Origin of the sequence: Mycobacterium sp. GA-1285 (assembly GCF_001499905.1) — a bacterium.
In the GTDB taxonomy this organism is placed as follows: Bacteria; Actinomycetota; Actinomycetes; order Mycobacteriales; family Mycobacteriaceae; genus Mycobacterium.
The window spans coordinates 76,862-101,955 of record NZ_LQIS01000054.1 but is presented as its reverse complement, the minus strand read 5'-3'; the positions used below and the strand labels follow the sequence as shown (position 1 = coordinate 101,955).

Sequence of the window (25,094 nt, the reverse complement as noted above, 5' to 3'; positions counted from 1 at the left end):
GTCAACTGCTTCGCAACACCTCGACTGTCTCCAGCCGCCGCGCATGGATGACGGGATATACCGCCGCCGCCATGACGAGAAGAAACACTGCTGCAACCCCGGTCCCCGACGCCAGTGGCGGCAGGCCCCAATCGATCTTGATGCCGTAGTACACCGGTGAGCCCAGCGACCACAGATAGGTCAGGACCGCTCCCCCGAGGACGGCGAGTCCGGCGACCAGTACGCCGAGCAGGCCGGCGTTGGCGATGATCACGGTCTGTTCCTGGCCGACGGTCATTCCGATCGCGCGCAACGCAGCTCGCTCACGCTTGCGCTGTACGAGTCCCAACACGAACACGTTCAGCAAACTCAAGCCGGCGGCACCCATCACGACGTATCCCGAGATCGTGAAGGGCTCCAGGAATCGGGTGAGGCCGTCTGTGGCTTCCGAGCGCCACTTCTGATTGTCGTACACCCGCAATCCGGCGCCGACGTCGACCACATCGGCGCGGTGAGCGGTTGCGGCGGCGGCGGACGGATAGTTCACCGCGATCTGATCGCGCACGGCTGCCCAATCCGTACGGGCCACGCTGTCAGAGACCAGCACGATGTCGCCCACCGCGGCGTCGTTCACCATGCGCGGCTGAAAAATCCCGGCGACCCGGAATTGTTTCGGCCCTGCGACGGTCGGCAACTCGACAATGCTGCCCGCTACGGCACCGAGCCGGCCGGCCGCAATCTGACTCAGCCCGATCTCCCCGTCGCGAAGAGCCGACCAGAAGTCATCGCCCGTCGGCTGATACAGCGCCGTGCTGTACCAATCGCCTGGGGTGACGCCGATGACCAGCCGTGACAGTGTCCCTGACGAGATCGTCGATCGCCAACGCGATGTCACACTGCGCCCGTCAGCGGCGAGAGTCACCCGGTCGAAGGTTGCGTCAGCGATCTGACTGTCCCGCTGATCGAGCACCGATTGGGCAGCGATCAACAAGGCCGTGGGCAGTCGGTCGGCCTTTTCTTCTGCTATCTGCGTGGTTCCGAGCAGTTGCATGCTGTGTGAGCTGATGGCCGAACTGGCGCCCTGCGCAAGGAGCGCGGCCGACAGGGCGAACAATACGGCGTATCGCCGCATGTCGGCTCCGAGCAGCCGCCCGCCAACGGGATGTGCGGTCGTCAGCAGTGGAATCATCAGCCCTGCGCCACGCGGAGCCGCCCATGCTGTCACCAACACCACCCCCCACAAGCCGATCGTCATGCCGTAGATGCCCGCGTTGAGCGGCAGTGATCCGCGCTCGAAGATCATCAACACGACGATGGCGGTCGCCAGCGAGCACACCCCGGCGATCAGCAGGAACCTGGGGACCGTCCGGGCGCGCTGCGCCCCACCAACACTCGCCATCGACGCCAACGGTCCCTCGCGAACCAACTTGAGGGCCGGTCCGGTCATCGCCAGGATGCCCGAGACCGTCCCGGCGAGGGCACCGATCACAATCATGTTGGGGCTGAAGTGCGCAGCGATCGTGCCACCGGAACCGGCCAGCATGGACCGCCCGAAGCGGTTGACAAGATATGTCCCGAGAAGGAAACCCGGTGCAACGCCGACCAGTCCCCCGAGGAAACCCGCCACGGCGCCCTCGCCCAACATCCTCCCGAACAACCCGAGCGGCTTGGCGCCGATGGCGCCGATGGTCCCCATCACCGCCCGCCGGTCCTCGACGGCCAGCAGAATGGTGTTCACCGAAATGAGCAGGCCGATCAGGATTCCGGCGAACGCGGTCAGGTTGAAGGTCTGCGTGGCGTTCTCAAAAACGGCGGGGAGGTGGGGCCGCGGCGGACCCGCCGTGGCGATGCCGGCGATCACGTGGTCGACGGCGGTGATGATCTGTGATCTCTCGATGCCCGGCCTCGGTAGGACGAAGGCGGCCGTGGCGTATCCGGGCGAGCCGAGCAGGTGCGCGGCAATCTCCTCCGACGGCGCGAACAGCACGTAGCCGTCGTTGATGCCCTCGACCCGGTCGAACTCCGGAAACGTCGAGGCGAGGTACGCGGACCCCGGGGGCAGACCCGGGATGCGCAACTCATCACCGAGCTGTAAACCATGCCGCTCGGCGATGACCGTCGGAATTTGCAACGGCACCCCTGGGCCGTCTGTGGTGGTGGTGGTATCGCGGGCCCGCTGCTCGCAATTGAACGAGCCGACCAACAGCTCGATCTGACACGACCCACCGAGCAGAAAGAACCCTTGCCTGCTGTCCGCGATGTCCACGGGTGCCAAACCGGCGACGACCGGGACGACCGCCTCCGCACCTGCCACCTCCGAGCGCAGCCGGCTGACCGTCTCGATCGGCAAGCGACCGTTCACCTTCGGCGTGATTTCGACCACCTCGGTGTCGGCGGCATGAGTGAGCGACGGGCCGAATGCCTCGAATGGGCGTAGGAGTTCCGATTTGAGCATCAGGACGGCGAGGACCACCGTCACTCCGAGCGCGACACCGATCACGCTCAACAGCGTCCGGCGCCAGTCGGCTATCAACGCGGCGAGGTGAATCCGCCGAAACGACACCCACGCAGCGCCCAGCCGGCGCATCACCCGTTCCCGTCGGACGCGGTGTCGGCGGCGACGACGCAGCCGTCGACAAGGTGTAACTCGCGGGAGCCGTAGCACGCGGCCGTCTGGTCGTGCGTCACCATCACGACGGCCGCGTCGTCGTCGTCCGAAAGCGAGCGCAGGAGCTCCAGCACCTCGATAGACGATTGCCGATCCAGATTCCCCGTCGGCTCGTCGGCGAGGATGATGGACGGCCGGGCCACGAGCGCGCGCGCCACCGCCACGCGTTGCATCTGTCCGCCCGACATCTCCGCAGGAAGGTGCCGGGCTCGGTCGGCGAGCCCGACCCGGTCCAGTAGCTCCTCAGCACGCCCGTCGGCGGCTCGCGACGGCATGCCGTCGAGCACCAGCGGCAAGGACACGTTCTGGACCGCGGTGAGCATCGGCACGAGATTGAAGAACTGGAACACGAACCCGAGGTTGCGCCGCCTGAACGCCGCGCGAGCACCCCGCCTCATGTTCCAGAGGTCTTCCCCGGCCACCACCACCGTGCCGCTGTCGGGCGTATCCAGACCACCGGCGACATGCAGGAGGGTCGATTTACCGGAGCCCGACGGCCCGGTGACCACGACGAATTCCCCTGCAGTCAAGGACAAGTCGATACCACGCAGCGCGTGCACCCACTCGTCGCCCCTACGGTGAGTCTTGGTGACGCCCCGCAGGTTCAGTACCGGCGCAACCGGGTCGTCGCAACATCCGCACGAGACGGAATCTGCGGGCAGCCCGCTTTGAAACAACGTCACAGTCTGCGCATCTCGCGCGCCATCGCGGCATCCTCGAGAAACGCCTCGCGACGGCCTGGATAGTGCCGCGGCGGAACATGGTCCTCTGCCGACACCACATCCCGCGCGTGACTCGCCAGCATCGCGCGTATTGAGGCGACCAGGCCATGCGCGGGCTTCGTGCGTGGCAACGCCGCGGCGGCTGCCGTGCTGAAAGCCACCTGTTGCTCCGTGATGAGCACCGGCGGGTGGTCGGTGACCTCGACGAGGTGTTGGATCTCTTCGACGACTTCCAGGGACTCGGCGGGCCGGGTGATCAGATCGGACACTTCATGCCTCCTCGTTCGGCGTTGTGTCCGCTGATCGTCAGCCGTCACGGCTGGCGCCAATGCAGTAGGTCGCCACTGCAGTTTCAGCGACCCCGCGTCGTCAGTACTTAGACGGCGTGCCTCGAGACAACAGCGCGCCCAACTCGTCGCGGCTGTTCGTACCCGTCTTCATCATGGCGCGATAAATGTGGCTCTCGACGGTGCGCACCGACAGTGTCAGTCGCTCAGCCACCGCGCGGTTCGACATTCCCTCACCGATCATCATCGCGATCTCTTCTTCGCGCTCCGTCAGTGGCAACCGCTCGCTGGCGCGGCGCAACGTGGGAGTACTGGCGCCGCACCGCTCGGCCAGGGCGACGGCGCGCGTGACACATCCCAACGCCGATCCCCGCTTGTCTTCCCGCCGATATGCCAGGGCGGCGTGAGCGGCCGCGTCCAACGCGGCGAGGAGATCGCCGATGTGCTCGAAACCTTCTGACACCGCGATCAACCCGACAGGATCGTCTTCGTCCAGCGCCTCAGCGAAACGTGCAGCGAGGTCGGCACGCGGCCCCTCGACCGTGGACACCAGCTCGCGCAGCCTAGGTCCGCTGCTGCGGTCGCCGAACTGCGTGGCGGTTTGAAGGCACAGCACCTCGGCGGCGAATTGTTGCTCGGCGCAAGCGCGTTCGGCGGCCGACACCGTTGTCGCGATCGCCTCGCTGACGGCGCCCTGGCTGGCGGCGACCCACGCGCGCATCAGGGCTTGCTCGTGATCCAGGAAGCGGAATCGGCGCGGCACTGTGGCCAACTTGGTCAGCGCGGCTGCCGCCTCCCGAGCCATGCCACGCATCGCGAGCGCGGTCACATACGGTATGCGATAGCGGTATCCCCAGCCGTCGGGATGTGTCGTCCGAAGCCCTTCTACTGCCTGCTCCAGAAGTTGACATCCACTGCGTAGTTCACCGGCACCGAGGGCCGCCCGACCCGCCACCGCGGACCCGATCAGGTGCGCAACGCCTGGCAGGTCGGCCGCCTGTTCCCGGGTACGCTGAGCCACGGCCGTCGCATCCCCCACCCGGCCACAGAGAAGCAACGCACCGACTTCAGCGTCCGCGATGTTGAACCTCATCTGCGGAGCATCGAGAGTACGAGTCGCGACGGAGTAGCCGGCATCCGCGTACGCCAGTGCGTCAGTGGTGCGTCCAGCGTCCGCACAGATCTGGGCAAGTGCCCAGGCCGCTTCGGCACCGACAACGGGGAGATCCTGAATAACAAACCCTTTCGAGGCACCCAGCGCCTTCTCCGGCTGATCCATCGCGAACCAGTAGACGGTCAGGAAGGCATCGAGGTACGTGCGATCGCCGGGAAGCGTGTCACTCAACGCATCGTCGACGAGCGCCTTCGCGCGTGCGGGATCACCGAGCGCCCACAGTAAGTTGCTGGATCGGAGGAAGGTGAGCCTGGCGCGGTCGTGGCCAGTCAGACGGCTGCGGTCGATCCCGGCAAGCACATCCTCCGCGTCCTTGCCACGGCCCAGCCAAGACAACGCATGCGCGCGAACGAATTTCGGCTCCGGCCCGCCTCCGCTTGCAGATGCGGACGCAGCGAGCCGATCAGCGAGCGAGAGATCTCCCAGCCAAACGGCGCCGTACGCAGCCGTGACCAGAAGATCAGGATCAGGCGCGAGGTCGGAGTCGAGACTCAACGTCGCGCGCCGCACAACGACGCGAATGTCATCGCGGTCGGTCGATGCTGCGAGCTCCGTGGCCACCGATCCACGCAGCCGTCGCAATCGGCTGGTTGGGGCACGCCGTCGGCGGACCTCGCCGTAGAGCGGATGGGCCACCCGTACCTCGATGCCGCCACCGGCGTTTTCCAAGGCAATCAGCCCTCGGGCTTCGGCCTCCTCGACGGCGGCCGCATCGGTGATGCTCGTGAGGGCGACGAGGTCGATCGGCTCTCCGACAGACACGACGTCGATTACGTCGCCAACCGGTGCGGGCAGGATTCCGATGCGGGATTCGACAAGCTCGACGAGGCCCGGCGGGATGACGGGATCACCGACCCAACGCCACGAGCCGTCTGCGTGCACGATCCGGCCGTCGGCAACTTCCTGCTCGACGATGTTCCTCAGATAGAGAACGTTACCGCCGGTGAGCATCGACAGCCGTCGAGTGGCATCTGGATGCACCGGGCCGCTCAATACCGCCGTCAGCAGTGCGGCCGTTTCGTCGAGCGACAGAGGCTCCAGGTCAAGTCGCGCGAACTGACCGGCAGCCCATATCTCCCGAACCGAGGCGGGAACCGATTCTCCGTCGCGAATCGTGAGTACCACTTTGGCGGCGTCGCGCTGCACGATCTGGTGCACGACGAAGGCCGACAGATCGTCGAGCAGGTGTGCGTCGTCGACGCCGATGACCACTTCGGCGCTCGACGAGGCCGGGGCCAGGCTCTCGATGACCCCGCGCAGCAGCTGGATGGTGTCGGTGACACCCGCCGGCGCCCAGGCCGCGAAGGCGCCGAGCGGGATCGCTCTGGCCGAGGATGCTCCCGCTGTCCAGCGGGTGTCCAAACCGCGCGACGCCGCCTCCGACAATGCCTCACGGGTGATCCGGCTTTTGCCGACACCTTCTGTTCCGCAGATGACGATGCCCGAGCTGTCGGGGGCCGCGATGGCGGTCCCGATCATTCGAAGTTCTTGCGTGCGGCCGGTCAACGGCCACGACAAATGCACGTCACGAGCCTAGAAGGCGCATGCCGCCAGGCGGAGAATTTCGCGAGTTATCGCCCGCCGAACGTCGACGAATCGGCTGGCCCAGTCACCGGCTCTTGACCTCTCGTACTCTCTTGCGCAGTCCGTCGGTGGCGGTCTCCATCAATCCCTTGGCGCCCCTCTTGATCAAGAAGCCGGGCAGCGGCACCAGCGGGTCGACCATCAGCTCGAAGTGAACCTTCGTCTTGTCGCCCTCGGGCGTGAGGGTGTACCGCGCTTGTTGCGCGCGTTGCTGTTTCGAGCTCTCCAAAGTCCAGCTGACCCCGTCGTCGTGAACGGTGTAGTTGAGCACCTGCTCGTCGGAGACCCCGACGATCTTGACGACCTGACGCGACTTGCGGGGGCGACCCTCGTCGTCGCGTTCGAGTATCTCGACCTCCTGATGCGCCGACGACCATTCGGTCAGCGACTCGAGGTCGGTCAGCACGTCCATGATCTCGTCGGGTGTCGCCTCGATGACGACCTCGCGGGATTCGGTGACAGCCATGCCGGTTTCATTGCCAACCCGGCGCGCGTCGAAACCCGTCAGCCCCGCTTGAGCTTGAGCACCTGCTTGCGCAGGCCGTCGGTGGCGGCCTCCAGCCCGCCCTTCATCGCCCGCTTCAGCACGAACCCGGGAATCGGCACCGCGGGGTCGACGGTGATCTCGAAGCGGACTTTCGTCTTCTCGCCGTCGGGGGTCAGTGTGTACGACGCGCTTTGCGTCTTGAGCTGGCTGGATTCGAGCAGCGTCCAGCCGGCCGTGTTCTCACCCCAGGTGTACTGCACGACCTGCTCGTCGGAGATACCCATGGTCTTCAACTTCAGCCGTACGCGGCCGGGTCGCCCCTCGGCGTCCCTGTCGAGCACCTCGGCGCCCTGGTGCTGGGGGGACCAGTCCGGTGCGGACTCGACGTCGGCGATGACGTCGAGGATCTCGGCCGGACTCGCTTCGATTACGACCTCGCGGGAATCGCTGGTAGCCATGGCGCGACCATAGCCCCGTTACGGTTACGGGCATGGAACTTTGGGAGCTTTGCGCACGGGAACGCATCAGGGACACCCTCGCCCGCTACAACTGGTCGGGCGACGCGCTGCGGCTACCGGAACTCGCCGCCACCTTCTGCGATGACGGCGTTCTCGAGGTGCGGGGCACCGTGCCCGCGCGGGGCCGTGCCGCGATCGTGGACTATCTGGGTGGAACCGTCGCGGCGCCGAACGCGGCCGCGTCGGAGTCGGACGTCAGACGCATCGTGCGCCACAACGTGACGAACATCCGCTTCACCGATGTGACGCCGGATGAAGCGCGGGTCTCCTGTTACTTCACGGTGTTCACCGAGATCGGCCTCGACCACTACGGCCGTTACCGTGACGTGTTCGCGCCGGTCGGCGACGACTGGTTGCTCCGTCACCGGTTTGTCTCCACCGACTGGAGCGCGCCGAATTCGACGATGGCCCGCTAGCCCGGCGGCACCAGCATCGACTGCCACGTCTTGTCCTGCGGCTCGGCGAGGTCGGCCTGGGTGTAGCGCTTTCCGTCGGGGCCGATGTAGTCGCCGGTCGACGGGTCGTAGGGCACGGCCGCGACCTGCGCCGGCGTCCGCGGGTCCTGGCCGGGCGCATACTGCGGGACGCCCTGACCGCTCAGGGTCGCGTTCGGATCGCCCTTCCAGTTGTAACCGTCGTTGAGTGGGACGTACTGCTCGTCGCTCTCGCACATCTCGATCGTCGGCGCGCGCTTACCCGGCACCGTCTCGCACGGGATGTTGCGCACACCGCGGACATTGAGGTCGGAATCCTGCGGCACGCGGCAGTACAGGTCACCGGCGGGTCGCTCGGGGGCATCCTGCTCGGACGGTGAACGCTGTTGGCGCACAGGCAGAAAGCCGGTGTTACACGGTGGTGGCAGATTCAGGTTCAGGTTGAAGTCGAGGTAGACGCCCTTGTAGTCCTGCTTGGTGTTGGCGTTGGGAAGGATGATCGCCGACATGACCGCGGTGCCTTGCGGAAACAGCACCAACAGCTGCTCGATGTCGTTGCGGTAGGCGATGGCGATGTCGCCGAGGCTCACCATGTTGGCCAGAAGGAGCGGCAGCGGGGACGCGATGCGGTCGAACACCGCGCGGCCCTCGTCCAGCGTGGGTGCCCCAAACTCGAGCAGACCGGCGAACGCAGCGTCCTGCGCCTTCAGCTGACCCGTGATCGCGGCCATCCGACTGGCCCACGTCTGGATCGAGTCCGTCGTTTGCACTTGAGATTGGAGAACCGGCTCTGACTCGTCGATCAATGCGGTGATGGGGCCGACGGTCTTGCCGGCGTCGTTCGCCAGCGCGGTCGATCCGTCGACGATCCGCGACAACTCCGGTCCCAGGCCCGCCACCGCGGTGGCCGCCTCGTCGACCACCGTGCGCAGGTTGTCCTGCGGAATCGCCTGCAACGCGGTGTCCGTGGCATCGAGCAGACCGGCGATGTCCGGCGGGACCCTCACCTTGCCCGACGGAATCACGCTTCCGTCGCGCAGCGCGGGCGCTGTCGCGGTGTCAGTGCCCGGCACCGGCGTCAGCTCGACGAACTGCTCGCCCACGGCCGAGCGGCTGTGGACCTCCGCCGAGACGTCGGCGGGCACCTTGATGGACGAGTCGAGTTTCAGCGCGGCCCGCACGCCGTCTCGGGTCACGTCGACGGACGTCACACGGCCGATCTCCGAGCCCCGGTAGGTCACCACCGACGACGGATACAGACCGCCCGACGACGGCAGGTCGAGCGTCACGTGGTACCGACCGACACCGAGCAGTGCGGGAACCTTGACGAAGTTGAAAGCCATTATGCTGCAGGCGATCACCGTGACGGCTGCCAGGATGGCAAGCTGAATCCAGGTCGTGCGCGGCAGTCGCACCATGTCAGTAGGCCCCCCACCGGTACGGGGCGACCAACGGATTGCCCGCCGTGTACGGGCTGGGCTTCTGACCGATCGTGCGGCCCCACTGAAGCTCGAGTTCGGTGAGGTCGCCCTCCCACCGGGTACCGGTGAACACGCCGGCGTCGATGCGGCTCAGCGTCAGGTCGATGACGAGCGTGATGTTGGCGAAGTCGCCGCGGAACCAGTTGGGCACGGTGCTTTTCACCCACGGGTAGGTGGACAGGAAGTCCAGGCCCCTGGTCAGCGCGGGGCCGGCATCGGCCAGCTCACGCAGCACCGGGGAGATGCTGCGCAGGTTCGCGACCAGCGACTCCCTGGTCTGGTTGACCGTCGAGGTGGCGATCGCGCTGAACTGGCCGAGCGCGTCGATCGCGTTGGCCAACGTCTCGCGTGAATCCGCCAGGACCGCAATGGCTTGCGGAATGGTGGTGAGCGCCTTGTCGACGGCCTCGTCCTTGGCCGCGACCTGCCCCGCCAGCGCGTTGAGGTTCTCGGTGGCCGTGATGATGTCGTCGGTCTGCTCGTTGAGTCGGCCGATGAAGATGTCGAGCTGGTTCAACAGGCTCCGCATCTCGTCCTCGCGACCGGCCAGCGCACGGGCGAACGTCTGATTGATCTCCTGCAGCTGACCCAGTCCGCCGCCGTTGAGCAGGACCGACACGGCGGCCAGCGTCTGCTCGGTCGTCGGGTATGTGGCGGTCGACGACAGCGGGATCACCGAGCCGTCTGCGAGCTCGCCGCGCGGTGGTACGTCGGTCGGAGGGGCCAGCTCGATGTGCATCGACCCCAGCAGGCTGGTGGTGCCGACCTTGGCGGTGCTGTTCGCCGGCAGGTGCACATCGCCGTCGATACGCATGGTCACCAACGCATGCCAGTCCTGCACCTCGATCTTGGTGACGTTGCCGACGTTGACGTCGGCCACCCGTACCCGCGTGTTCTGCTGGATGACAACGACGTCGGGCAATTGGGCTTGGATGGTGTAGGCGCCGTGGCCACCGCCCTCGGTTCCCGGCAGGGACAACGAGTTCAACCCTCGCCACTCGCAGCCCGTCAGGATAGACAAGGAGAGCAGCGTCAACGCCGCAATCCACGCGCGCGTCACGGCGTCCCGCCCGGCGGGATCATCATGCCGGGCAGGCCGAGGCTCGGGTCGGTGGGCGTGGCGGCGGCGGGGGTTTGGACCGGTGGCAGATCCGGGTTCAGCCGATCCTCGCTGTAGGTGATCTCGTTGGGCCGCGCCGACGCTCCGACGAACGGATTGACGCCCAGCGGCGGGAAGTTGTACTGACGGTTCTTGATGATCGGCGCCAGATACTGCATGCACAGCTTCGCCGACTGCTCGAATCCCTGCCGCGCTGCCGCTTCGATTGCGCTGCAGATGAATTGAACGGTGTTGGCGAAGTTCACCGGAGCCAGGATGCCGGTCACCGAACTCTGGGCCGGTTGATAGATGTTCATGAAATTCTGGAACACCGTCGGCGTGATGTGCAACACCTGCTTGACGTCTTGGCGACTGTCGTCGAGGGCGGTGGTGATCGAGGCGAGACGATCGAACGTCACGCCGAGCCCTTCGCGGTTCTCGGTGACGAACCCCCGCAGATCCGCCACCGCCGCGTCGAGGCCTTTCGCCGCGTCACCGACCTCGTTCGGGGTGTTGGACAGCACGGTGGTGATGTCGGCGAGGTTGACGTTGAACTGTGCTAGCAGGTCACTGCTCGACGAGAGTGCGGACACGAGCAATTGCAGATTGCGAATGGTGCTGAAGATGTCGGTGCTGTGGTCGCCCAGCGCCGAAACCGCCTGCGACAGCTTGATCACGGTGTCGCGCGCGGTGGCGCCGTTGCCCCGTAAGTTGTCTGCGGTGGTGTTGACGAACTCGCCGACGGCGCTGACGCCGCCGGGCGTGGTGGGCTGAAGGGACTCGGTGAGTTTCTCGAGCTGTTGGCGGAAGTCGTCCCATTCGACGGGTACTGCGGTCCGGTCCTGCGGAATCGTCGCTCCTGCAGCCAGTCTCGGGCCGCCGTCATAGGCGGGAACCAGTTGGATGGCGCGCGCACTGACCAGCGACGGCGACAGGATCGCCGCCCGCACATCGGCGGGCAGCGGGTACTCCTTGTCGACCGAGAACGTGACCTTCGTCCGGTCGGGCTCCGGATCGATGGCCTCCACCGTGCCGACCTCGACGCCGAGGATGCGGACCTCGTCGCCGGTGTAGAGGCCGTTCGCGTTGGCGAAGTAGGCGACGAAGGTGTCCTTGGCCACCCGGTCCCACCAGGGGGTGGCCACCACCGTGATAGCTACCATCAGCACCACGGAAGACACTGCCGCCGTGGCGATCCGGACGGCACGCACCGTGTCCGACTTCACCGTCATCATTCCCCGGCCTGACCCTCGGGAACCGGCGGACCGACCGTCGGCGCTGGCAGTTCACCGGGCGCGGGACCGAGAGCGGGTGGGCCCGGCGGTGGTCCGCCGGGCGGCGGACCCGGCAGCGGCTCCCGATACGGGTAGCGCCCGGGGAACTGGGCGGGCAGGTTCGGGTCCTGATTACCGGTGATCGCATCCGGCACCGTCATACGGGGATCACCGCCCTGCCCGGTCCGGGGGAACGGCACCGGCAGCGCCGGCGTGCCGGGTTGCCCGACGCCGGGGTCGACGAGCTCCGACGGTAGCAACACGCTCGGATCCAGACCGAGGTCGGAGAATGCGGCGTCGATGAACGGCTGGGCAAGCTGGCCGGGTGCGAGGTTGACCAGGGACGCCTTGAAAAACGGTCCGGCACCGAGCACTTCACCGAACGACATCGCGTACCGGCGCAGCAGATAGATCACGCGTCGCAGCTCGGCCTTGCGGTTGTCCAGGATCGTCAGGACGCCGTTGAGCTTGTCGACCGCAGGCTTGAGCTGCGAGCGGTTGTCCTCTACGAGGCCGGAAATCTGATGGGACACCGCGGCGATGTTGGTCATCAGCGCATCGATCGAGTCGCGTTGAGACAGTACCTCACTGAGCAACGAGTTCGCGTTGACCACCAGGCCGGCAATCTGGTCGCTGCGCTTGCCGAGCACGGCGGTGACCTTGTTCGCGTCGGCCAGCAGGTGACGCAACTGCGCGTCGCGGGTGTTGAGGGTGTCGGAGAACCGGGCAACGCCCTCGAGCGCCGCCCTCAGCTCGGGCGGGGTGTCGGAGAATGTATCGGCCAGTGTCGTCAGCGCCGAGGACAGCTGGGTGGTGTCCAGCGCGCTGATGGTCGTCGTCAGATCGCCGAGCGCCGTGGGCAGGTCGTACGGGGACGTGGTGCGTTCGAGTGGGATGACGCCGGAGAGTTCGCCATCCCCGCGGGGGGTGATCTCGAGCATCTTGTTGCCGAGCACGGTCTCGGTCTTGATCGCCGCCTCGGCCCGGTCGCCCAGCTCGACCCCGTTGCGCACCGTGAAGTCGACCACCACTTTGGTGCCTTCCAGCCTGACGCCCGAAACCCTGCCTACCGACAGACCCGACACACGCACGTCGCTGCCGGGTTTGATGCCACCGGCTTCGGCGAAGTACGCGGAGTGGTCCGCGGTGCCCTTGATGAAGGGGATCCGATCGTAGGAGAAGGCGGCGACCACCACGGCGATGACGACGGCGATGCCGATGGCACCGACGACCAACCTGTTGCGTTCGGCGAGCGGTTTGAACATCGGTCGCCGCAATCGGATTCGACTCATTTGGCCTCACACCGGCCGGTACTTTGTCCGACGAGTTTGACGAACACCGGTTCGCCGCCTTTCCCGTTGACCTTCAGGATCGCGTCGCAGAGGTAGAAGCCGAAGTAGTCGCCGTAGAGGCCCTGCCGCGCGAGGATCTGGTAGGCGTCCGGCAGGGTCTTGAGCAAGTCGTCGACGTATTCGTGGTCGGAAAGCACCTGTCCGGCGAATCGGTCGGTCTCGGTGACGGTTTCCTTGATCGGCTGCCGAGCCTCGGTCAGGAGGTCGGCCACCGAACCGGCCGCGGCGTTGATGTAGGCCGTGCCGGTCGCGATGTCGGACTTGCGGGCGGCGAGCCCCTCGACGAGTTGCGAGAGCTTGTCCAGCCCTTGGGCGAACTGGTCGTCGCGGACTGCGAACGTGCCCAGCACGGTGTTCAGGTTGTCGATGACCTGACCGATGAGCTCGTCGCGGCCGGCCAGCGTCGTCGTCAGCGTCGAGGTGTGCGCCAACACCGACGCGATCGTGCCGCCCTGCCCCTGGAAGACCCGCAGCAGTTCGCCGGACAGCGCGTTGACCTGGTCGGGATCCAGCGCCCGGAACAACGGCCGGAAGCCGCCGAGCAGTGCGTCGATGTCCAAAGCGGGTGATGTGCGTGTGAGCGGAATCATCTGTCCGGGCAGCAGTTTGCGGACAGAGCCGGCACCCTGCTCGAGCGACAGGTAACGGTCGCCGATCAGGTTCTCGTACCGCACCGCGGCCTTGGTGCCTTCGGTCAGTGTGAGTCCCTTGTCGATGGCGAACTCGACGGTGACTGTGCCGTCCTTGTGCAGGGTCATCTTCTTGACCTTGCCGACCTCGACGCCCGCGATCCGCACGAAGTTGCCGCCCTTGAGTCCGGACACATTGGTGAACACCGCGCTGTAGGTGGCTCGCGAATCGAATCGGAACTGGCCGAAGACCGTCATCAACACGAACATGAACGCGATGCACATCGCGGTGAACAACACCACGCGGACGAGCACCTGCGCGGTTCCTCTCCGCCTCATGGCGCTCCCCCCGGGGGCGGGGCGGACACCGGCGGACCGGGCGCGGGGCCGCCGGGGTAGCGGATCCGCGGCGGTTCAGGTGTCGCCTTGGTCACCGGGAAGTAGTTGGCAAAGCCGGGGAATCCGATTCCGGGATTGGGCCGTACGTCCAGCCCCGCCCCGAATCCGGTGTCGGTGACGAGATACTTCACCGGATAGTTCTCGGCGACGTCGGGCAGTGAACCGCAGCTCGGCTTACCGCCGGGTCCCCCTTTGGCGTTGACCCTGGGAAGGTGATCCGGATAGCGGTACGCGTCGTCACCCGCCAGGAGCGCGGCGTCCATGATCACCGATTTGCCGTTGCCGCCCAACGCGTCTCGTCCGCCGTTCTCGAGGAACCACTGGGCGCCCATGAACAGGCAGGTGTACGTCGGCGAGTACTTCTCGAGCAACGCGGTGGTCGGTGCCACGGTGTTGACGGCCCGTACCAGGGCGGGCTCGTTGACACCGATCGTGTCGATACCGGATCGGGAAAATCCGACCGCCGACAACAGCAGCTGGTCCAGCGCGACCGCGTGCGACGAGATGGTCGCGCTGGTTGTGGTGAACGAGTCGAGGATCGACAGAATATCCTGTGCGGCATCGGAATACGTCCGCGAGGTCTCGCCGAACAGTTGCCAGTCGCGCCGGACCGTGCCCATCCGCGGGTTGACAGCGTGCAGGACGTTGTTGGAGTCGGTGATCGCCTGCCCGATGACGTCACCCTTACCTCGCAGGGATCCGGCCACCGCGGACAGCACCGCGTTGAGCTTGGCCGGATCGATGGACTGCACCACCGATTGCAGGTTCTCGAACACCGTGTTCACCTCGACGGTGACGTTGCGCGAGCGCAGGACCGAACCCGGCTTCAGGGGCTCGGTGCTCGCGTCGGGCGGGATGGAGAGCTCGACGTACTTCGCACCGAATGCGGTGCTGGCCTTGATCTGAGCTTCGACGTTGCTCGGCAACACCGCGAACGGGCCGGGATCGATCTTGAGCGTGAGCCTCGAGGCGTCGTCGCCCGGCACGGGCTCGACGCCGATGGTGCGAACCTCGCCGATCTGTACACCGCGCAGTTTCACCTTGGCGCCGTCCTCCATCACCAAGCCGCCCCGGTCGGAGACCAGGGTCAGCGGCACCGACTTGCGCAACGAGCCGGAGAACAGCGCGGCGGTGATGGCGACCAGGGCCGCGGCCACGAGGAACAGCACGGGGGCCCACCAGATCGGGTCGATCCGGCCGCGGCGTGACGGGTTGATTCGGCTGTCTTTCAACGCCTTACCCCGACAGGTGGAAGTTGCCGGACTGCCCGTACACCGACAGCGTGATGGTCAGGAGGATGAACACGCCGGCGGTGATCGACATGCGGACCGCGCGGCCCACGGCCTCACCGACCCCCGCCGGTCCGCCGGTCACGGTGTACCCGTAGTAGGTGTGGACCGCCATGACCGCGGCGGCCATCGCCACCGCCTCGACGAAGGACCACAGCAGGTCGGTCGGATGCAGAAACGTCGAGAAGTAATGGTCGTACACGCCCGCGGACTGGCCGTAGATCACCGTCGTTCCGAACCGGGTGGCCAGGAACGACATGAGCACCGCGACGGTGTAGATGGGGATGACCGCGACCACGCCGGCGACGATGCGGGTTGAGGCCAGATAGGTGATGACCCGGATGCCCATCACCTCGAGCGCGTCGATCTCTTCGTTGATTCGCATCGCGCCGATCTGGGCGGTGGCTCCCGCGCCGATGGTCGCGGCGAGCGCCACTCCGGCCGTCGCGGGCGCGATGAACCGGACGTTGAGGAATGCGCCGAGGAATCCGGTGAGCGCTTCGATGCCGACGTTGGACAAGGTGTTGTAACCCTGAACGGCGATCAGCGCTCCCGTGGACAGGGTGAGGAACCCGATGATGACCACCGTGCCGCCGATGACGGCGAGCGCGCCCGTTCCGATTCCCATGCCGGCGATCTGGCGCAGCACCATGGTCGGGTAACGCCGGACGGCGTCGGGGGTCGACGCCAGCGCCTGGCCGTAGAACACGGTCTGCTCTCCCAGCCTGCGCGTGGTGTCGACGACCCTGGTGATCGCTGCGGTCACGGCGTCGGTCGCTTTCGCCGTCGGCGGCCGGCTGACGACCTCGCTCATGGCGCGACCTTCACGCCGAATGCGGTGGCCAGGATGTTGATCAGGAACAGCGCCATGAACGCGAAGACGACGGTCTCGTTGACCGCCGTGCCGACTGCGGTCGGTCCGCCGCCGACGTGCAATCCCTTGTAGCAGGCGATGAGGCCCGCCGAAAGCCCGAACAACAGCGCCTTGACGAGCGAGACGACCACCTGCGGCAGGCCGGTAAGCAGCGTCATCCCCGCGACGAACGCACCCGGGGTGACGTCCTGGACGAACACCACGAAGAAGTAGCTGCCGGTCAACCCGACGACCGCCACCACCGAATACAGCATCAGCGCAACGAAAGTGGCGGCGATGACACGCGGAACGACCAGCGCCTGAACGGGATTGACGCCGATCACCTTCATCGCGTCGATTTCCTCGCGGATGGTCCTTGCGCCGAGATCGGCGCACATGGCGGTGGACCCGGCGCCCGAGACGACGATCGCGGTGACGACGGGTCCCACCTGCGTCACCGAGGCCAGTGCGGCACCCGCCCCCGAAAGGTCACCCGCCCCGACTTCGATCAGCACGATGTTGAGGGTGAACACGATCAACACCGTGTAGGGGATCGACAGCACGAGGGTGGGCACGATCGACACCCGCGCGACAAACCAGATCTGGTCGATCAACTCCCGCCAGGCGAAAGGCGTGCGGAACATCGCCGCGAACGTCTCGCCCGCGAGCACCACGAAGTCGCCCATGGCGACGGCTGGCCGAGACCAGGCCACCGCGGTCATCATCGGCGACCGACCAACTGCTGCACCGGATCACCTCGTTCGTCGAGAGGCGGGTGCGCATGACGACGAGCGCGACCGCATCACCGCGCGCGAGCGCTCCGGAACACAATTCATGTCGCCATCTCCGTCGTCGTCAGACTGCGCGGGACGCTAAGAGACCCGGTGTTAGCTGTCAACGGGAGTGGGCGGGCAAACCAGCTCGTCAATAAGCCGGATGCGCTGGTCGCCCCAGTGTCTTTGGTTTCCTTCATCGAGATCGGATCTAGCTGAGTCTTTGTCTTTCACTTCAGTCCCGCCGAGCGGTACTTCGATGCGCCGGTCGCAGGGACTGAAACGAAGACTGGGCGGGTATTCAGCGCGGGTGAGCGACGACAAGAAGGACAACCCCGACACCGCCGAGACCGACGCAGGGCCCTCGAATGCCGACGACGACGTGCAGAGCGACCCGGCCAGAGGCACCGACGACTCAGAGGAGGAAGGCGTCGACTGGTCGGACGAGGGCGGCGCGACACCGAGCGGCCCCGCCGACACCGGCGACCACACCCAGTGACTCAGCGCAGCGAGTCGGCCAAATCTGTAAGCGTCTGTGCTGAGGTGTATTTCGGTTCCCAACCGAGTTGAGTCTTCGCCTTGTCCGTATCCATGACCACCGACGTCCGGCCGATGTGCAGCCACTCCAGCGCGGACGGGACGAACGGCAGCCGGGCGACGACACCGGACGCCGCGGTCGCGGCCACCTTCGGCACCCGCACCGGACGAGCGCCGAGTTCGCGGGCCACGTCGGACACCGTGATCAGCCCGTCGCCGGCGATGTTGTAGGCGCCCGGCTCCGCCGACGTGGTGGCGGCCAAGGCGATCGCGGCCGCCACGTCGTCGTGATGAACCAGCTGCAACGGTATGCCGGGATCCGGGACCGGTACCTTGAGCAGCGGAACGGCATCGGACAACCGCTTGACCGGACCGGGCAGCCGGGTCCACGGCATGTTGTCGGCCAGGGCGGGCGCCTTCGGACCCGCGACGATGCAGGGCCGTAACACATACACCTTCAACGACGAGCCGCCGACGATGTCGGCGAGCGCCGCCTCGCACTCGGCTTTCTGCTCCGAGTAGTAATGCTCGGGTGACCCGCGCGGTGGCACGTCCTCGGTGAGGGGAACCGGGTTGTCGCTGTGATAGCCGTAGGCGGCGACCGACGACGTGTACACCAGCCGCTGCGGGCGCTCGGCGGCCACCGTCGCCTCGAAGACGTTGCGGGTACCGGCCAGGTTGATGCGGGCGCTCTCCTCCCGCGAGCCCATGATGATGAACGCGAGGTGGACCACGACGTCGGCGCGTCCGACCAACGCGTCGACGGCCTCGCGGTCGAGGATGTCGCCCTGTAGGTATGTCGTCTTCGACCAACCGTGCTCGGCCGGCTCGAAGGGCCGGCGAGCCATTCCGACGATCTCGTCGACCTCGGCGACGTCCTCGAGCGCCTGCACCGCCGACTTGCCGATCTCACCCGTCGGCCCCGTCACGGCCACTGTGATTCCCATGCACGCCGCATTCCCGGTGCGGACGGGTCGGAAACAGGCTCAGGACATGTCGGCGAGCGCCTGCTTGGCCGCGTTATAACCGGGAATGAATGTGATGCCGGGACCACCGTGGCAACCGGCACTGCCGAGATACAGCCCGTCGATCGGAATGGGTTGATCCACATAACCTTTGGGCCCGGGCCGGTTCGGCCCCATTTGGTCGGGGTGGATCAGCCCGTGGCAGTAGTCTCCGCCCGGCGCACCGAACATGGTGCCCATGTGTTTGGGCGTGAACGTCGTGTGGCGCAGGATGAGGCGCTCGAAGTTCGGGGCGAGCCGGGTGATCTTCTCGATCACTCGCCTGCCCATCTCGGCCTTCATCTCGCCGTAGCCCTGTTCGCCTTCCTGGATCGGGAACCACAGCGAGAACGCCGAGGCCGCGTGCTTACCGGGCGGCGCCAGGCCGGGGTCGTTCACCGACGGGATCTGCAACGCGATCGCCGGGTCCGCGGGTACGATGCCACGCCTGGCGTCCTCCCACTGTTGTTGGAGTTCCTCAGGGGTGCTGAAGATTCCGATGTTGGACTGCATGGCGGGGTCGTTCAGCAACTCATAGGGCGGCGCGAACTGCGGAATGCCGTCGAGTGCGAAGTGCATCTGCAGATAGCTGCCCCGGTGGTCCAGGCGCGAGAAGCGGTCCCGCACATCCGCGGGAACCGCGTTGGAGTCGACGAGGCCGTTGACCGTCAGGTCGGGTGCGACGCCGGAGACGACGATCGGCGCCGACAGCGACGTACCGTCCTCGAGCCGGACTCCGGTGACCCTGCCGTCGGCGACCGTGACCTCCACGACCTTGCTGCGCAACCGCAGTTCTCCGCCATTGGCGGTGAACACCTCACACAGATGTGACGTAAGGGCTCCGATGCCGCCGCGCAGTTTCTTGACCAGTAACGCGTTCTCGTCGGGGACGGCGAAGCCGTACGCGAGGGCGGCGGCCGTCCCCGGGGTGGCCGGCCCCCGGTAGGTGGTGTTGCATGCCAGCAGCGACAGCATGCCGCGCAGCGCACCGTTCTTCTCCTTGTCCGGCAGGTAGCGGTCGAGCACGTCGGTGACCGAGCCGAACAACAGGTCGGTGATCGTCGAGCGCTCGAATTCGTTTGTCGCGCAGGCATACATCTCATCGAGCGACTTCGGGGGCCGGCCCGCGTCGAACCGGCCCAACGCCCGCGTGGGCGCCTGGCACCACGCCATCAACCCGGCCATGCCGTTGACGGCTTCTGCGCCGTGCACCTCGTTGATGTGCGTCAGAAGCTTCACCGGGTCGGTGTAGTAGACCAACGGCTCGTCACCCACTCCTCGCAGCGACACCGACATCACGTCGAGGTCGACGGTCGGCAGCGAGTCGAGCCCGAGTTCGCGGCTGACCACCGCCGACGTCGGGATCTGGACCGAGCCGGCGATCTCGAATTTGAACCCGTCGAACAATTCGACCGTGGAAGCCATGCCTCCGGCGTAGAGCTTCGCGTCCAGGCAGAGGGTGCGCATACCGGCTTTCTGCAGCACGGTGGCCGCGGTCAATCCGTTGTGCCCGGCACCGATGACGATGGCGTCGAAGTCGCTCATGGGGTGAGGCTGGCACGCTCTCCAGAGTTTTGTCAATAATGACAAAACGTCAGCCGGCGATGCCGTCGGCCAGCGCGCGCAAAGCCTCCCCCGTGAGCCGTGACAGCTCTGGAAGCGAGCGCTCCTCACCGAGCATCCAGACCTCCATCGCCCCGAAGACCGCGGCGGCGATGCACCGGGCGGTGACCGTGATCCGCATCCGCTCGTCGGTGGACACGTCCGGCACAAGGCCGTCGGCGAGGTGCTCGGTGATCGCTTCGGCGAAGTCGGCTTCGACCTGGCGCATATGCCGCACCACCCGGCCGGGCTCGAGTTCTTGCGCGCGCAGGGCGGCGGTCTGCGCGACGGCCCAGTCGTCATAGGGGCGGGCCATGATTGCGCTGTGGACCGCCTCGATGATCGGCTCTGTGGGATCGCGGGCGGCCAGCGCCGAGCGGAACCAGTCAAGGCCGGCGTAGTCGGCGAAGAGCAGATCGTGCTTGGACGCGAAGTGGCGATAGAAGGTCCGCAACGACACGCCGGCGTCGGCCGCGATCTGTTCGGCCGACGTCTCCTCGACCCCCTGCGCGAGGAACCGTACGACCGCCGCTTTCCGCAGCGCATCGCGAGTGCGCTCACTGCGCGCGGTCTGGGCCGGACGGGGCATGTGCATGAAAGTACCCGAAACGAGTTATGTCAATATTGACAAAACTTCGCCGGGTGATGAGACTCCGATCATGGTTTCGTTGATCATTCACCTGGTGCTCGGGTTCGCCACGCTGGCCGTCATCGTCAAAGCGAATCCTGCGATCTTCGCGCGCTACACCTCAGGTCCCCGGGTGACCAAGCTCGAGATGTTCTACTACGTCGCAGGCATCGCCTCGGTCATCCTCGGTTACTACTTCAACAACCAGTTCGTGGCCGAGTACGCGCCACCCGGCGGGCTGCACAACTTCATCTGGGGACCCGGTAGCTGGTCGGAGTTCATCGCGCTCGGCTACGACAATCCGGCTGCCAGTTCGGCCAGCCAGGACTACACGATCATGAGCCTGCTGCTGTTCCCGGCGTGGCTGCTCGTCGACGGCCGCAGGCGCGGCGTCAAACACGCGTGGCTGTATCTGGGCTTCATCCTGTTCGCGAGTTCGGCCTTCGCGTGGGCGTTCTATCTGGCGACGATCGAGCGGCAACACCGCCATCAGGAGACCGCCGCGGGGGTCAAGTCTGCGGCCTGACGACACTCGCGGCCGTACAGTGCGGTGCATGATCGCCGACGCGCCGCGTCAACGCCGACCCGACGTGATCCGTGTGCACTCCGCGGGCCGCGCGCAGCTGCGCACCGGGGCCGCCTCGTGAAAGTCCACCACCTCAACTGCGGATCGATGCATCCATGGGGTGTTCCCGTCCTGGTCTGTCATGTGCTGCTCATCGAAACCGACAACGGTCTGGTGCTCGTCGACAGTGGATACGGGCTGGCCGACTGTGCCGAGCCGGTGCGCCGAACCGGCCCCACCCGCCGCCTCTTTCGGCCGTTCTTCGACCGCGACGAAACCGCCGTCCGGCAGGTGGAACGGCTGGGCTTTCGGCGTGAGGACGTCCGCCACATCGTCGTCACGCATTTCGACGTCGACCACATCGGCGGGATCTCCGACTTTCCCGACGCCGAAATCCACTGCACTGCAGCGGAAGTACTCGGGGCGATGCGCCCGCCGACACGGGCCGAACGCTTCCGCTTTCGGCCCGCCCAGTGGGAGCACGGACCGAAGATCGTCGAGCACAGCCCCGCCGGGGAGAAGTGGCGTGGGTTCGCCGCGGCCAAGGAGCTGACCGAAGTCTCACCGGGAATCGTGCTGATGTCGCTGCCCGGTCACACCCGCGGGCATGCCTGCGTCGCGGTCGACGCGGGCCACCGCTGGCTGCTGCACTGCGGGGACGCCTTCTACCATCCCGACACCATCGGTGGCCCGCCGCGGATTCCGCGGATGCTCGGCGCGTTCGAGAAGGTCGCCGCGTTCGACCGTAAACAGGTGCGCGACAACCACGCTCGGTTGACCGAGTTGTACCGCCGCGGTGAGCCCGATCTGCTGCTGCTGTGCGCGCACGATCCGGGGCTGCTGCAGTACGCGAAGGAGACCGCCTAGCTACCTCGTGGCGCGCTTGCGAAGCGAGAGCTGCACACGCTCGAGCACGTCGAAGTAGCGCGTCGGTGCGATCCGCGCCAGGGCGTCGAACATGTAGGCGTCCGGGCCGACGAGGATTCTGGCTTTGCCCGCCTCCACGCCGCGGTGGATGATCTCCGCCGCCTTGTCAGGCTCGGTTCTGGTCATCGCGGCGAACTCCTCGACCACCTGGTCCTTGGTGGGGCCGCCCGGCTCCTCACGGAACCGACCGTTGCGCACGATGTTGGTGTTCACGCCGCCGGGATGCACGTTGACCGCCGACACGCCGGTGCCTCGCAGCTCCTGACGCAGGGAGTCTGTGAACCCGCGGACCGCGAATTTCGCTGAGCAGTAGGCGCTTTGGCCGGGCATGCCGACCAGACCGAAGACGCTGGACGTGTTGACTATCACGCCCTCGTCCTGCTCGACGAGGATGGGCAGGAACGCCCTGGTCCCATTCACGACACCGTGAAAGTTGATGTTCCACAACCAGTCGTCGTCTTCTACGACGGCGTCGAGCACGGTGGAGCCGAGCGCGACGCCGGCGTTGTTGAACACCGCGCCGATCGGCCGGGGTGCCCACGCACGCACCTCGGCGGCGAAGTCACGCTGGGCCTGCGCGTCGCTCACATCCAGCACCCGCAGCAGCGCGGGACCGCGCAGCGACGCCTCGGTCTCCTTGAGTCCCTGTTCGTCGACATCGGCGATGGCCACGGGGCAGCTGTGTGCCGAGAGCCGCTGCGCGAGTGCGCGTCCGATACCGGATGCGGCACCGGTGATGACCGCGGTGCGACCGCTGATCGTTCTGCGTTGCTTGCTCATCCTGGCTCCTTCGCGGTCGTGCTCGGTGGTGTGATCGATGACGGTACGGGCCGCGATCACACCGACACCCGGTTTCGTCCACTCGTGGTACACCGAGGTACCGGTGAACGGTACGCGGAGGTACCGAAGATGACAAGGGGCCGGTTACGGCGATTCGCTCGCGCAGTCGCCGCTCGCGGCTGCGGGGCCGGACCATGCCGACGTACGGAGGCAGGAAATTCTGGTGGCCAGGGCCGGGATCGAACCGGCGACCTTCCGCTTTTCGGTCGAGGGTTCTCGACACGCCGCGACGATTCCCAATTGCATACTCGTCCTTTCTCTCGAGAAAGTGGGGGAGAAATTATTCCGGGGAGAGATTCCCGCCTATGCCAGGAGGTGCGAGCGGCGGTCGCTGAGAGATACCCCCCACGGCGTCAGCTTGCGAAAAAAAATATGTGTTCCCGCTCGCATCGCCTATGACGGGAGGGGCGCTCACCGACGTGGCATGGGGGACGCCTCGCCCGTCCTTTGGGAGGAACTCGACGTGTCATCCGATTGCAGTAGTCGACTACTGCAGTCACCCGTCGTTGCCGCGCTTAGCGTTCCGGTCAGAACAACCGTTCTGGGATTCGGAGAGAGGAAGTCGACATGAACGCGCATGCAGCACGGCCAACGATGCGAGTACGAATCGTGGCTGGGGCGGTGCTGACAGCCAGCGCGGTGGTCTTGTTCGGCCCGACCGCTGCCGTAAGCGCAGACCCCGCTCCCACGACATCAGACGGACCCACGGCATCCGACGGATCAACTGCAGGCACCACGAGGACCGACCTGCGCGACGTTATCGGCGCATGGAGCAGAGGGAATAACGGTGACCGAGAAGGCAACATTGCGGGCGACCTTTTTGCCACCATGGTGGACTACCAGAGGCTGATGAACAGAGAAGTGCGTGAAGACAGACGCTTGCAGCGGCAGGAGCTTCAAGAATTGAGGCAGAGGGCGCTGGACCCGATCAGAGAATGGAGGCTGCGTGTGCCGAACTGCCGCAGCTGCGGTGAGTAGGTCGGGTCGTCACTACCGAGCAGGTTACGGGCTGAGGGTGATCTTCACGATGGCGCCGGGGTGGGGGAAGCCGAAGCTGGCCCGTAATGTCGCCCTTACCGCAAGCGGTCACCGGTGAAGTAGACGCTGGAGTCGGTGACCACGGTGGCGTCTTGGCGCAGCACGAAGATGCTGTGCGGCTGCGGGATGCCCCACACCGTGCCATCGGCTACGGACGGTGAGACGTACAGCGGCACACCACCGATGCTGCGGCTTCCGGCCTGGGTGGGGTCAGCGCCGAGAAGGTGCTTGTTCGACCCTGTTTGCTCTTTGAGTGAGGCTAGGGCGAGCGCGGTTGCGGGGTTGGCGACGAACGCGGTGAGCATGGTGTGGAGTTGCTCGGCTTCGGACTTGGCTTCTTCTGCCCAGTCGAGGTTGGTCCACGCGTCGCCTGCATCGACTGTGGCGGTTGTCAGCGAGCCGAGTCCGTTGGGGCCGTTAGTGGTGGTGTTGCCGAAGTAGGCGGCGTCGAGCTTGCGTTTGAGGTCGCGCACCACGCCGTCGCCGACCGCCTGCAACGCGGCCGGGGACGAGTCACCTGCCAGCTCGTTGCTGATGACGGTGAGGCCGGCGAGTTTCTTCGGCGTCACAACAACTTCGGTGATCGTTGGGTCGGACGCGGCGATCTCGGCGCCTTCGGCGGTCCATGCGGCGGTGGGGTCAGCCGAACCACGGGCACGCGGAAGTCGTGGCTGGTGGTTTGCACGATGGTGCTGACTTGCGCGGCGACGGACTGCTCGATGAGGGGTCTGATGACGAGGGCGCCCACCTGCTCGGGGGTGAGGATGGATGCGCCACCGGACGTGGTCAATGCCATGTGATTGCTCCTTTAAGCGAACACGGTTGCGCGATCGGGTCTTGAAGATCCTGGCCCACAACAAGTCTGTGTTCTGTCCTGGTTGCGGCATCTACTACGCGACCAGCAGCGAACACCGAGATGACTGCACCGCTCGATCACCAGAAAGGGAAAAC

23 protein-coding genes are annotated in these 25,094 nt (G+C 66.2%); 4 read left to right on the top strand and 19 right to left on the bottom strand.

The window, feature by feature from the left end; translation table 11 throughout:
- Nucleotide 1: 1 nt before the first annotated feature.
- The 6 genes from AU193_RS21335 to AU193_RS21310 form a co-directional block, all read right to left on the bottom strand.
- Nucleotides 2-2,566 carry an ABC transporter permease gene (locus AU193_RS21335; RefSeq protein WP_064424368.1) on the bottom strand — a complete coding sequence of 855 codons (2,565 nt, stop codon included), beginning with the start codon at nt 2,564-2,566 and terminating at the stop codon, nt 2-4.
- Nucleotides 2,566-3,330: an ABC transporter ATP-binding protein gene (locus AU193_RS21330; protein WP_371259263.1), complete on the bottom strand. Its 765-nt coding sequence runs from the start codon at nt 3,328-3,330 to the stop codon at nt 2,566-2,568. Before AU193_RS21330 ends, AU193_RS21335 begins: the two co-directional genes overlap by 1 nt.
- Entirely contained in the window at nt 3,327-3,638 is a 312-nt protein-coding gene (locus tag AU193_RS21325; RefSeq protein ID WP_064424367.1) for a hypothetical protein, read from the bottom strand. The genes AU193_RS21330 and AU193_RS21325 overlap by 4 nt, the downstream gene beginning before the upstream one ends.
- A 100-nt stretch (nt 3,639-3,738) precedes the next feature.
- Nucleotides 3,739-6,309, bottom strand: a complete 2,571-nt coding sequence (locus tag AU193_RS21320) for a helix-turn-helix transcriptional regulator (protein WP_172798381.1) — start codon at nt 6,307-6,309, stop codon at nt 3,739-3,741.
- Nucleotides 6,310-6,439: 130 nt separating this feature from the next.
- Nucleotides 6,440-6,880, bottom strand: a complete 441-nt coding sequence (locus tag AU193_RS21315) for an SRPBCC family protein (protein ID WP_064424365.1) — start codon at nt 6,878-6,880, stop codon at nt 6,440-6,442.
- A gap of 38 nt (nt 6,881-6,918) precedes the next feature.
- Nucleotides 6,919-7,359 carry an SRPBCC family protein gene (locus AU193_RS21310; protein WP_064424364.1) on the bottom strand — a complete coding sequence of 147 codons (441 nt, stop codon included), beginning with the start codon at nt 7,357-7,359 and terminating at the stop codon, nt 6,919-6,921.
- A 32-nt stretch (nt 7,360-7,391) separates the two neighbouring features.
- Here AU193_RS21310 and AU193_RS21305 point away from each other — a divergent pair, with 32 nt between their 5' ends.
- Nucleotides 7,392-7,835 carry a nuclear transport factor 2 family protein gene (locus tag AU193_RS21305; protein WP_064424363.1) on the top strand — a complete coding sequence of 148 codons (444 nt, stop codon included), beginning with the start codon at nt 7,392-7,394 and terminating at the stop codon, nt 7,833-7,835.
- On the opposite strand, the gene AU193_RS21300 is transcribed toward AU193_RS21305, so the two are convergent.
- From AU193_RS21300 to AU193_RS21265, 8 genes are read right to left on the bottom strand one after another with little or no spacing between them, the layout of a single operon-like run.
- A complete protein-coding gene (locus AU193_RS21300; protein ID WP_064424362.1) occupies nt 7,832-9,271 on the bottom strand; it encodes an MCE family protein in 1,440 nt (479 codons plus the stop codon). The two genes, AU193_RS21305 and AU193_RS21300, sit on opposite strands and share 4 nt — an antisense overlap.
- A 1-nt stretch (nt 9,272) precedes the next feature.
- Entirely contained in the window at nt 9,273-10,394 is a 1,122-nt protein-coding gene (locus tag AU193_RS21295) for an MCE family protein (protein ID WP_064424361.1), read from the bottom strand.
- Nucleotides 10,391-11,665 carry an MCE family protein gene (locus tag AU193_RS21290; RefSeq protein WP_064424360.1) on the bottom strand — a complete coding sequence of 425 codons (1,275 nt, stop codon included), beginning with the start codon at nt 11,663-11,665 and terminating at the stop codon, nt 10,391-10,393. The genes AU193_RS21295 and AU193_RS21290 overlap by 4 nt, the downstream gene beginning before the upstream one ends.
- Entirely contained in the window at nt 11,665-12,999 is a 1,335-nt protein-coding gene (locus AU193_RS21285; RefSeq protein WP_064424359.1) for an MCE family protein, read from the bottom strand. The genes AU193_RS21290 and AU193_RS21285 overlap by 1 nt, the downstream gene beginning before the upstream one ends.
- Nucleotides 12,996-14,027, bottom strand: coding sequence for an MCE family protein (locus AU193_RS21280; protein ID WP_064424358.1), 1,032 nt, complete (start codon nt 14,025-14,027; stop codon nt 12,996-12,998). The genes AU193_RS21285 and AU193_RS21280 overlap by 4 nt, the downstream gene beginning before the upstream one ends.
- Nucleotides 14,024-15,319 (bottom strand): MCE family protein, encoded by a 1,296-nt coding sequence (locus AU193_RS21275; RefSeq protein WP_082683093.1) that lies wholly within the window; start codon nt 15,317-15,319, stop codon nt 14,024-14,026. Before AU193_RS21275 ends, AU193_RS21280 begins: the two co-directional genes overlap by 4 nt.
- A 4-nt stretch (nt 15,320-15,323) precedes the next feature.
- Entirely contained in the window at nt 15,324-16,190 is an 867-nt protein-coding gene (locus AU193_RS21270; protein WP_253868007.1) for an ABC transporter permease, read from the bottom strand.
- Nucleotides 16,187-16,951 carry an ABC transporter permease gene (locus AU193_RS21265; protein WP_064424434.1) on the bottom strand — a complete coding sequence of 255 codons (765 nt, stop codon included), beginning with the start codon at nt 16,949-16,951 and terminating at the stop codon, nt 16,187-16,189. The genes AU193_RS21270 and AU193_RS21265 overlap by 4 nt, the downstream gene beginning before the upstream one ends.
- 361 nt (nt 16,952-17,312) lie before the next feature.
- On the opposite strand from AU193_RS21265, the gene AU193_RS21260 reads away from it, so the two are divergent.
- Entirely contained in the window at nt 17,313-17,501 is a 189-nt protein-coding gene (locus AU193_RS21260; RefSeq protein ID WP_064424357.1) for a hypothetical protein, read from the top strand.
- A 1-nt stretch (nt 17,502) separates the two neighbouring features.
- On the opposite strand, the gene AU193_RS21255 is transcribed toward AU193_RS21260, so the two are convergent.
- From AU193_RS21255 to AU193_RS21245, 3 genes are read right to left on the bottom strand one after another with little or no spacing between them, the layout of a single operon-like run.
- Nucleotides 17,503-18,486 (bottom strand): NAD-dependent epimerase/dehydratase family protein, encoded by a 984-nt coding sequence (locus AU193_RS21255; RefSeq protein WP_064424356.1) that lies wholly within the window; start codon nt 18,484-18,486, stop codon nt 17,503-17,505.
- A 39-nt stretch (nt 18,487-18,525) separates the two neighbouring features.
- Nucleotides 18,526-20,088, bottom strand: coding sequence for an NAD(P)/FAD-dependent oxidoreductase (locus AU193_RS21250; protein WP_064424355.1), 1,563 nt, complete (start codon nt 20,086-20,088; stop codon nt 18,526-18,528).
- Nucleotides 20,089-20,137: 49 nt separating this feature from the next.
- Complete coding sequence (locus AU193_RS21245) at nt 20,138-20,734, bottom strand: TetR/AcrR family transcriptional regulator (protein ID WP_064424354.1); 597 nt, start codon at nt 20,732-20,734, stop codon at nt 20,138-20,140.
- Nucleotides 20,735-20,804: 70 nt separating this feature from the next.
- Here AU193_RS21245 and AU193_RS21240 point away from each other — a divergent pair, with 70 nt between their 5' ends.
- Both AU193_RS21240 and AU193_RS21235 read left to right on the top strand, forming a co-directional pair.
- The gene (locus tag AU193_RS21240) at nt 20,805-21,299 is read left to right on the top strand and encodes a DUF2834 domain-containing protein (protein ID WP_064424353.1); all 495 of its coding nucleotides are present in this window, start codon (nt 20,805-20,807) and stop codon (nt 21,297-21,299) included.
- Nucleotides 21,300-21,416: 117 nt separating this feature from the next.
- The gene (locus AU193_RS21235; RefSeq protein ID WP_064424352.1) at nt 21,417-22,205 is read left to right on the top strand and encodes an MBL fold metallo-hydrolase; all 789 of its coding nucleotides are present in this window, start codon (nt 21,417-21,419) and stop codon (nt 22,203-22,205) included.
- On the opposite strand, the gene AU193_RS21230 is transcribed toward AU193_RS21235, so the two are convergent.
- Together AU193_RS21230 and AU193_RS21225 are read right to left on the bottom strand one after the other, a co-directional pair.
- Complete coding sequence (locus tag AU193_RS21230) at nt 22,206-23,045, bottom strand: SDR family oxidoreductase (RefSeq protein WP_064424433.1); 840 nt, start codon at nt 23,043-23,045, stop codon at nt 22,206-22,208.
- 1,133 nt (nt 23,046-24,178) lie between these two features.
- On the bottom strand, nt 24,179-25,030 hold the full coding sequence (locus AU193_RS21225) for a phage major capsid protein (RefSeq protein WP_082683092.1): 852 nt from the start codon (nt 25,028-25,030) through the stop codon (nt 24,179-24,181).
- Between the last annotated feature and the right edge of the window lie 64 nt (nt 25,031-25,094).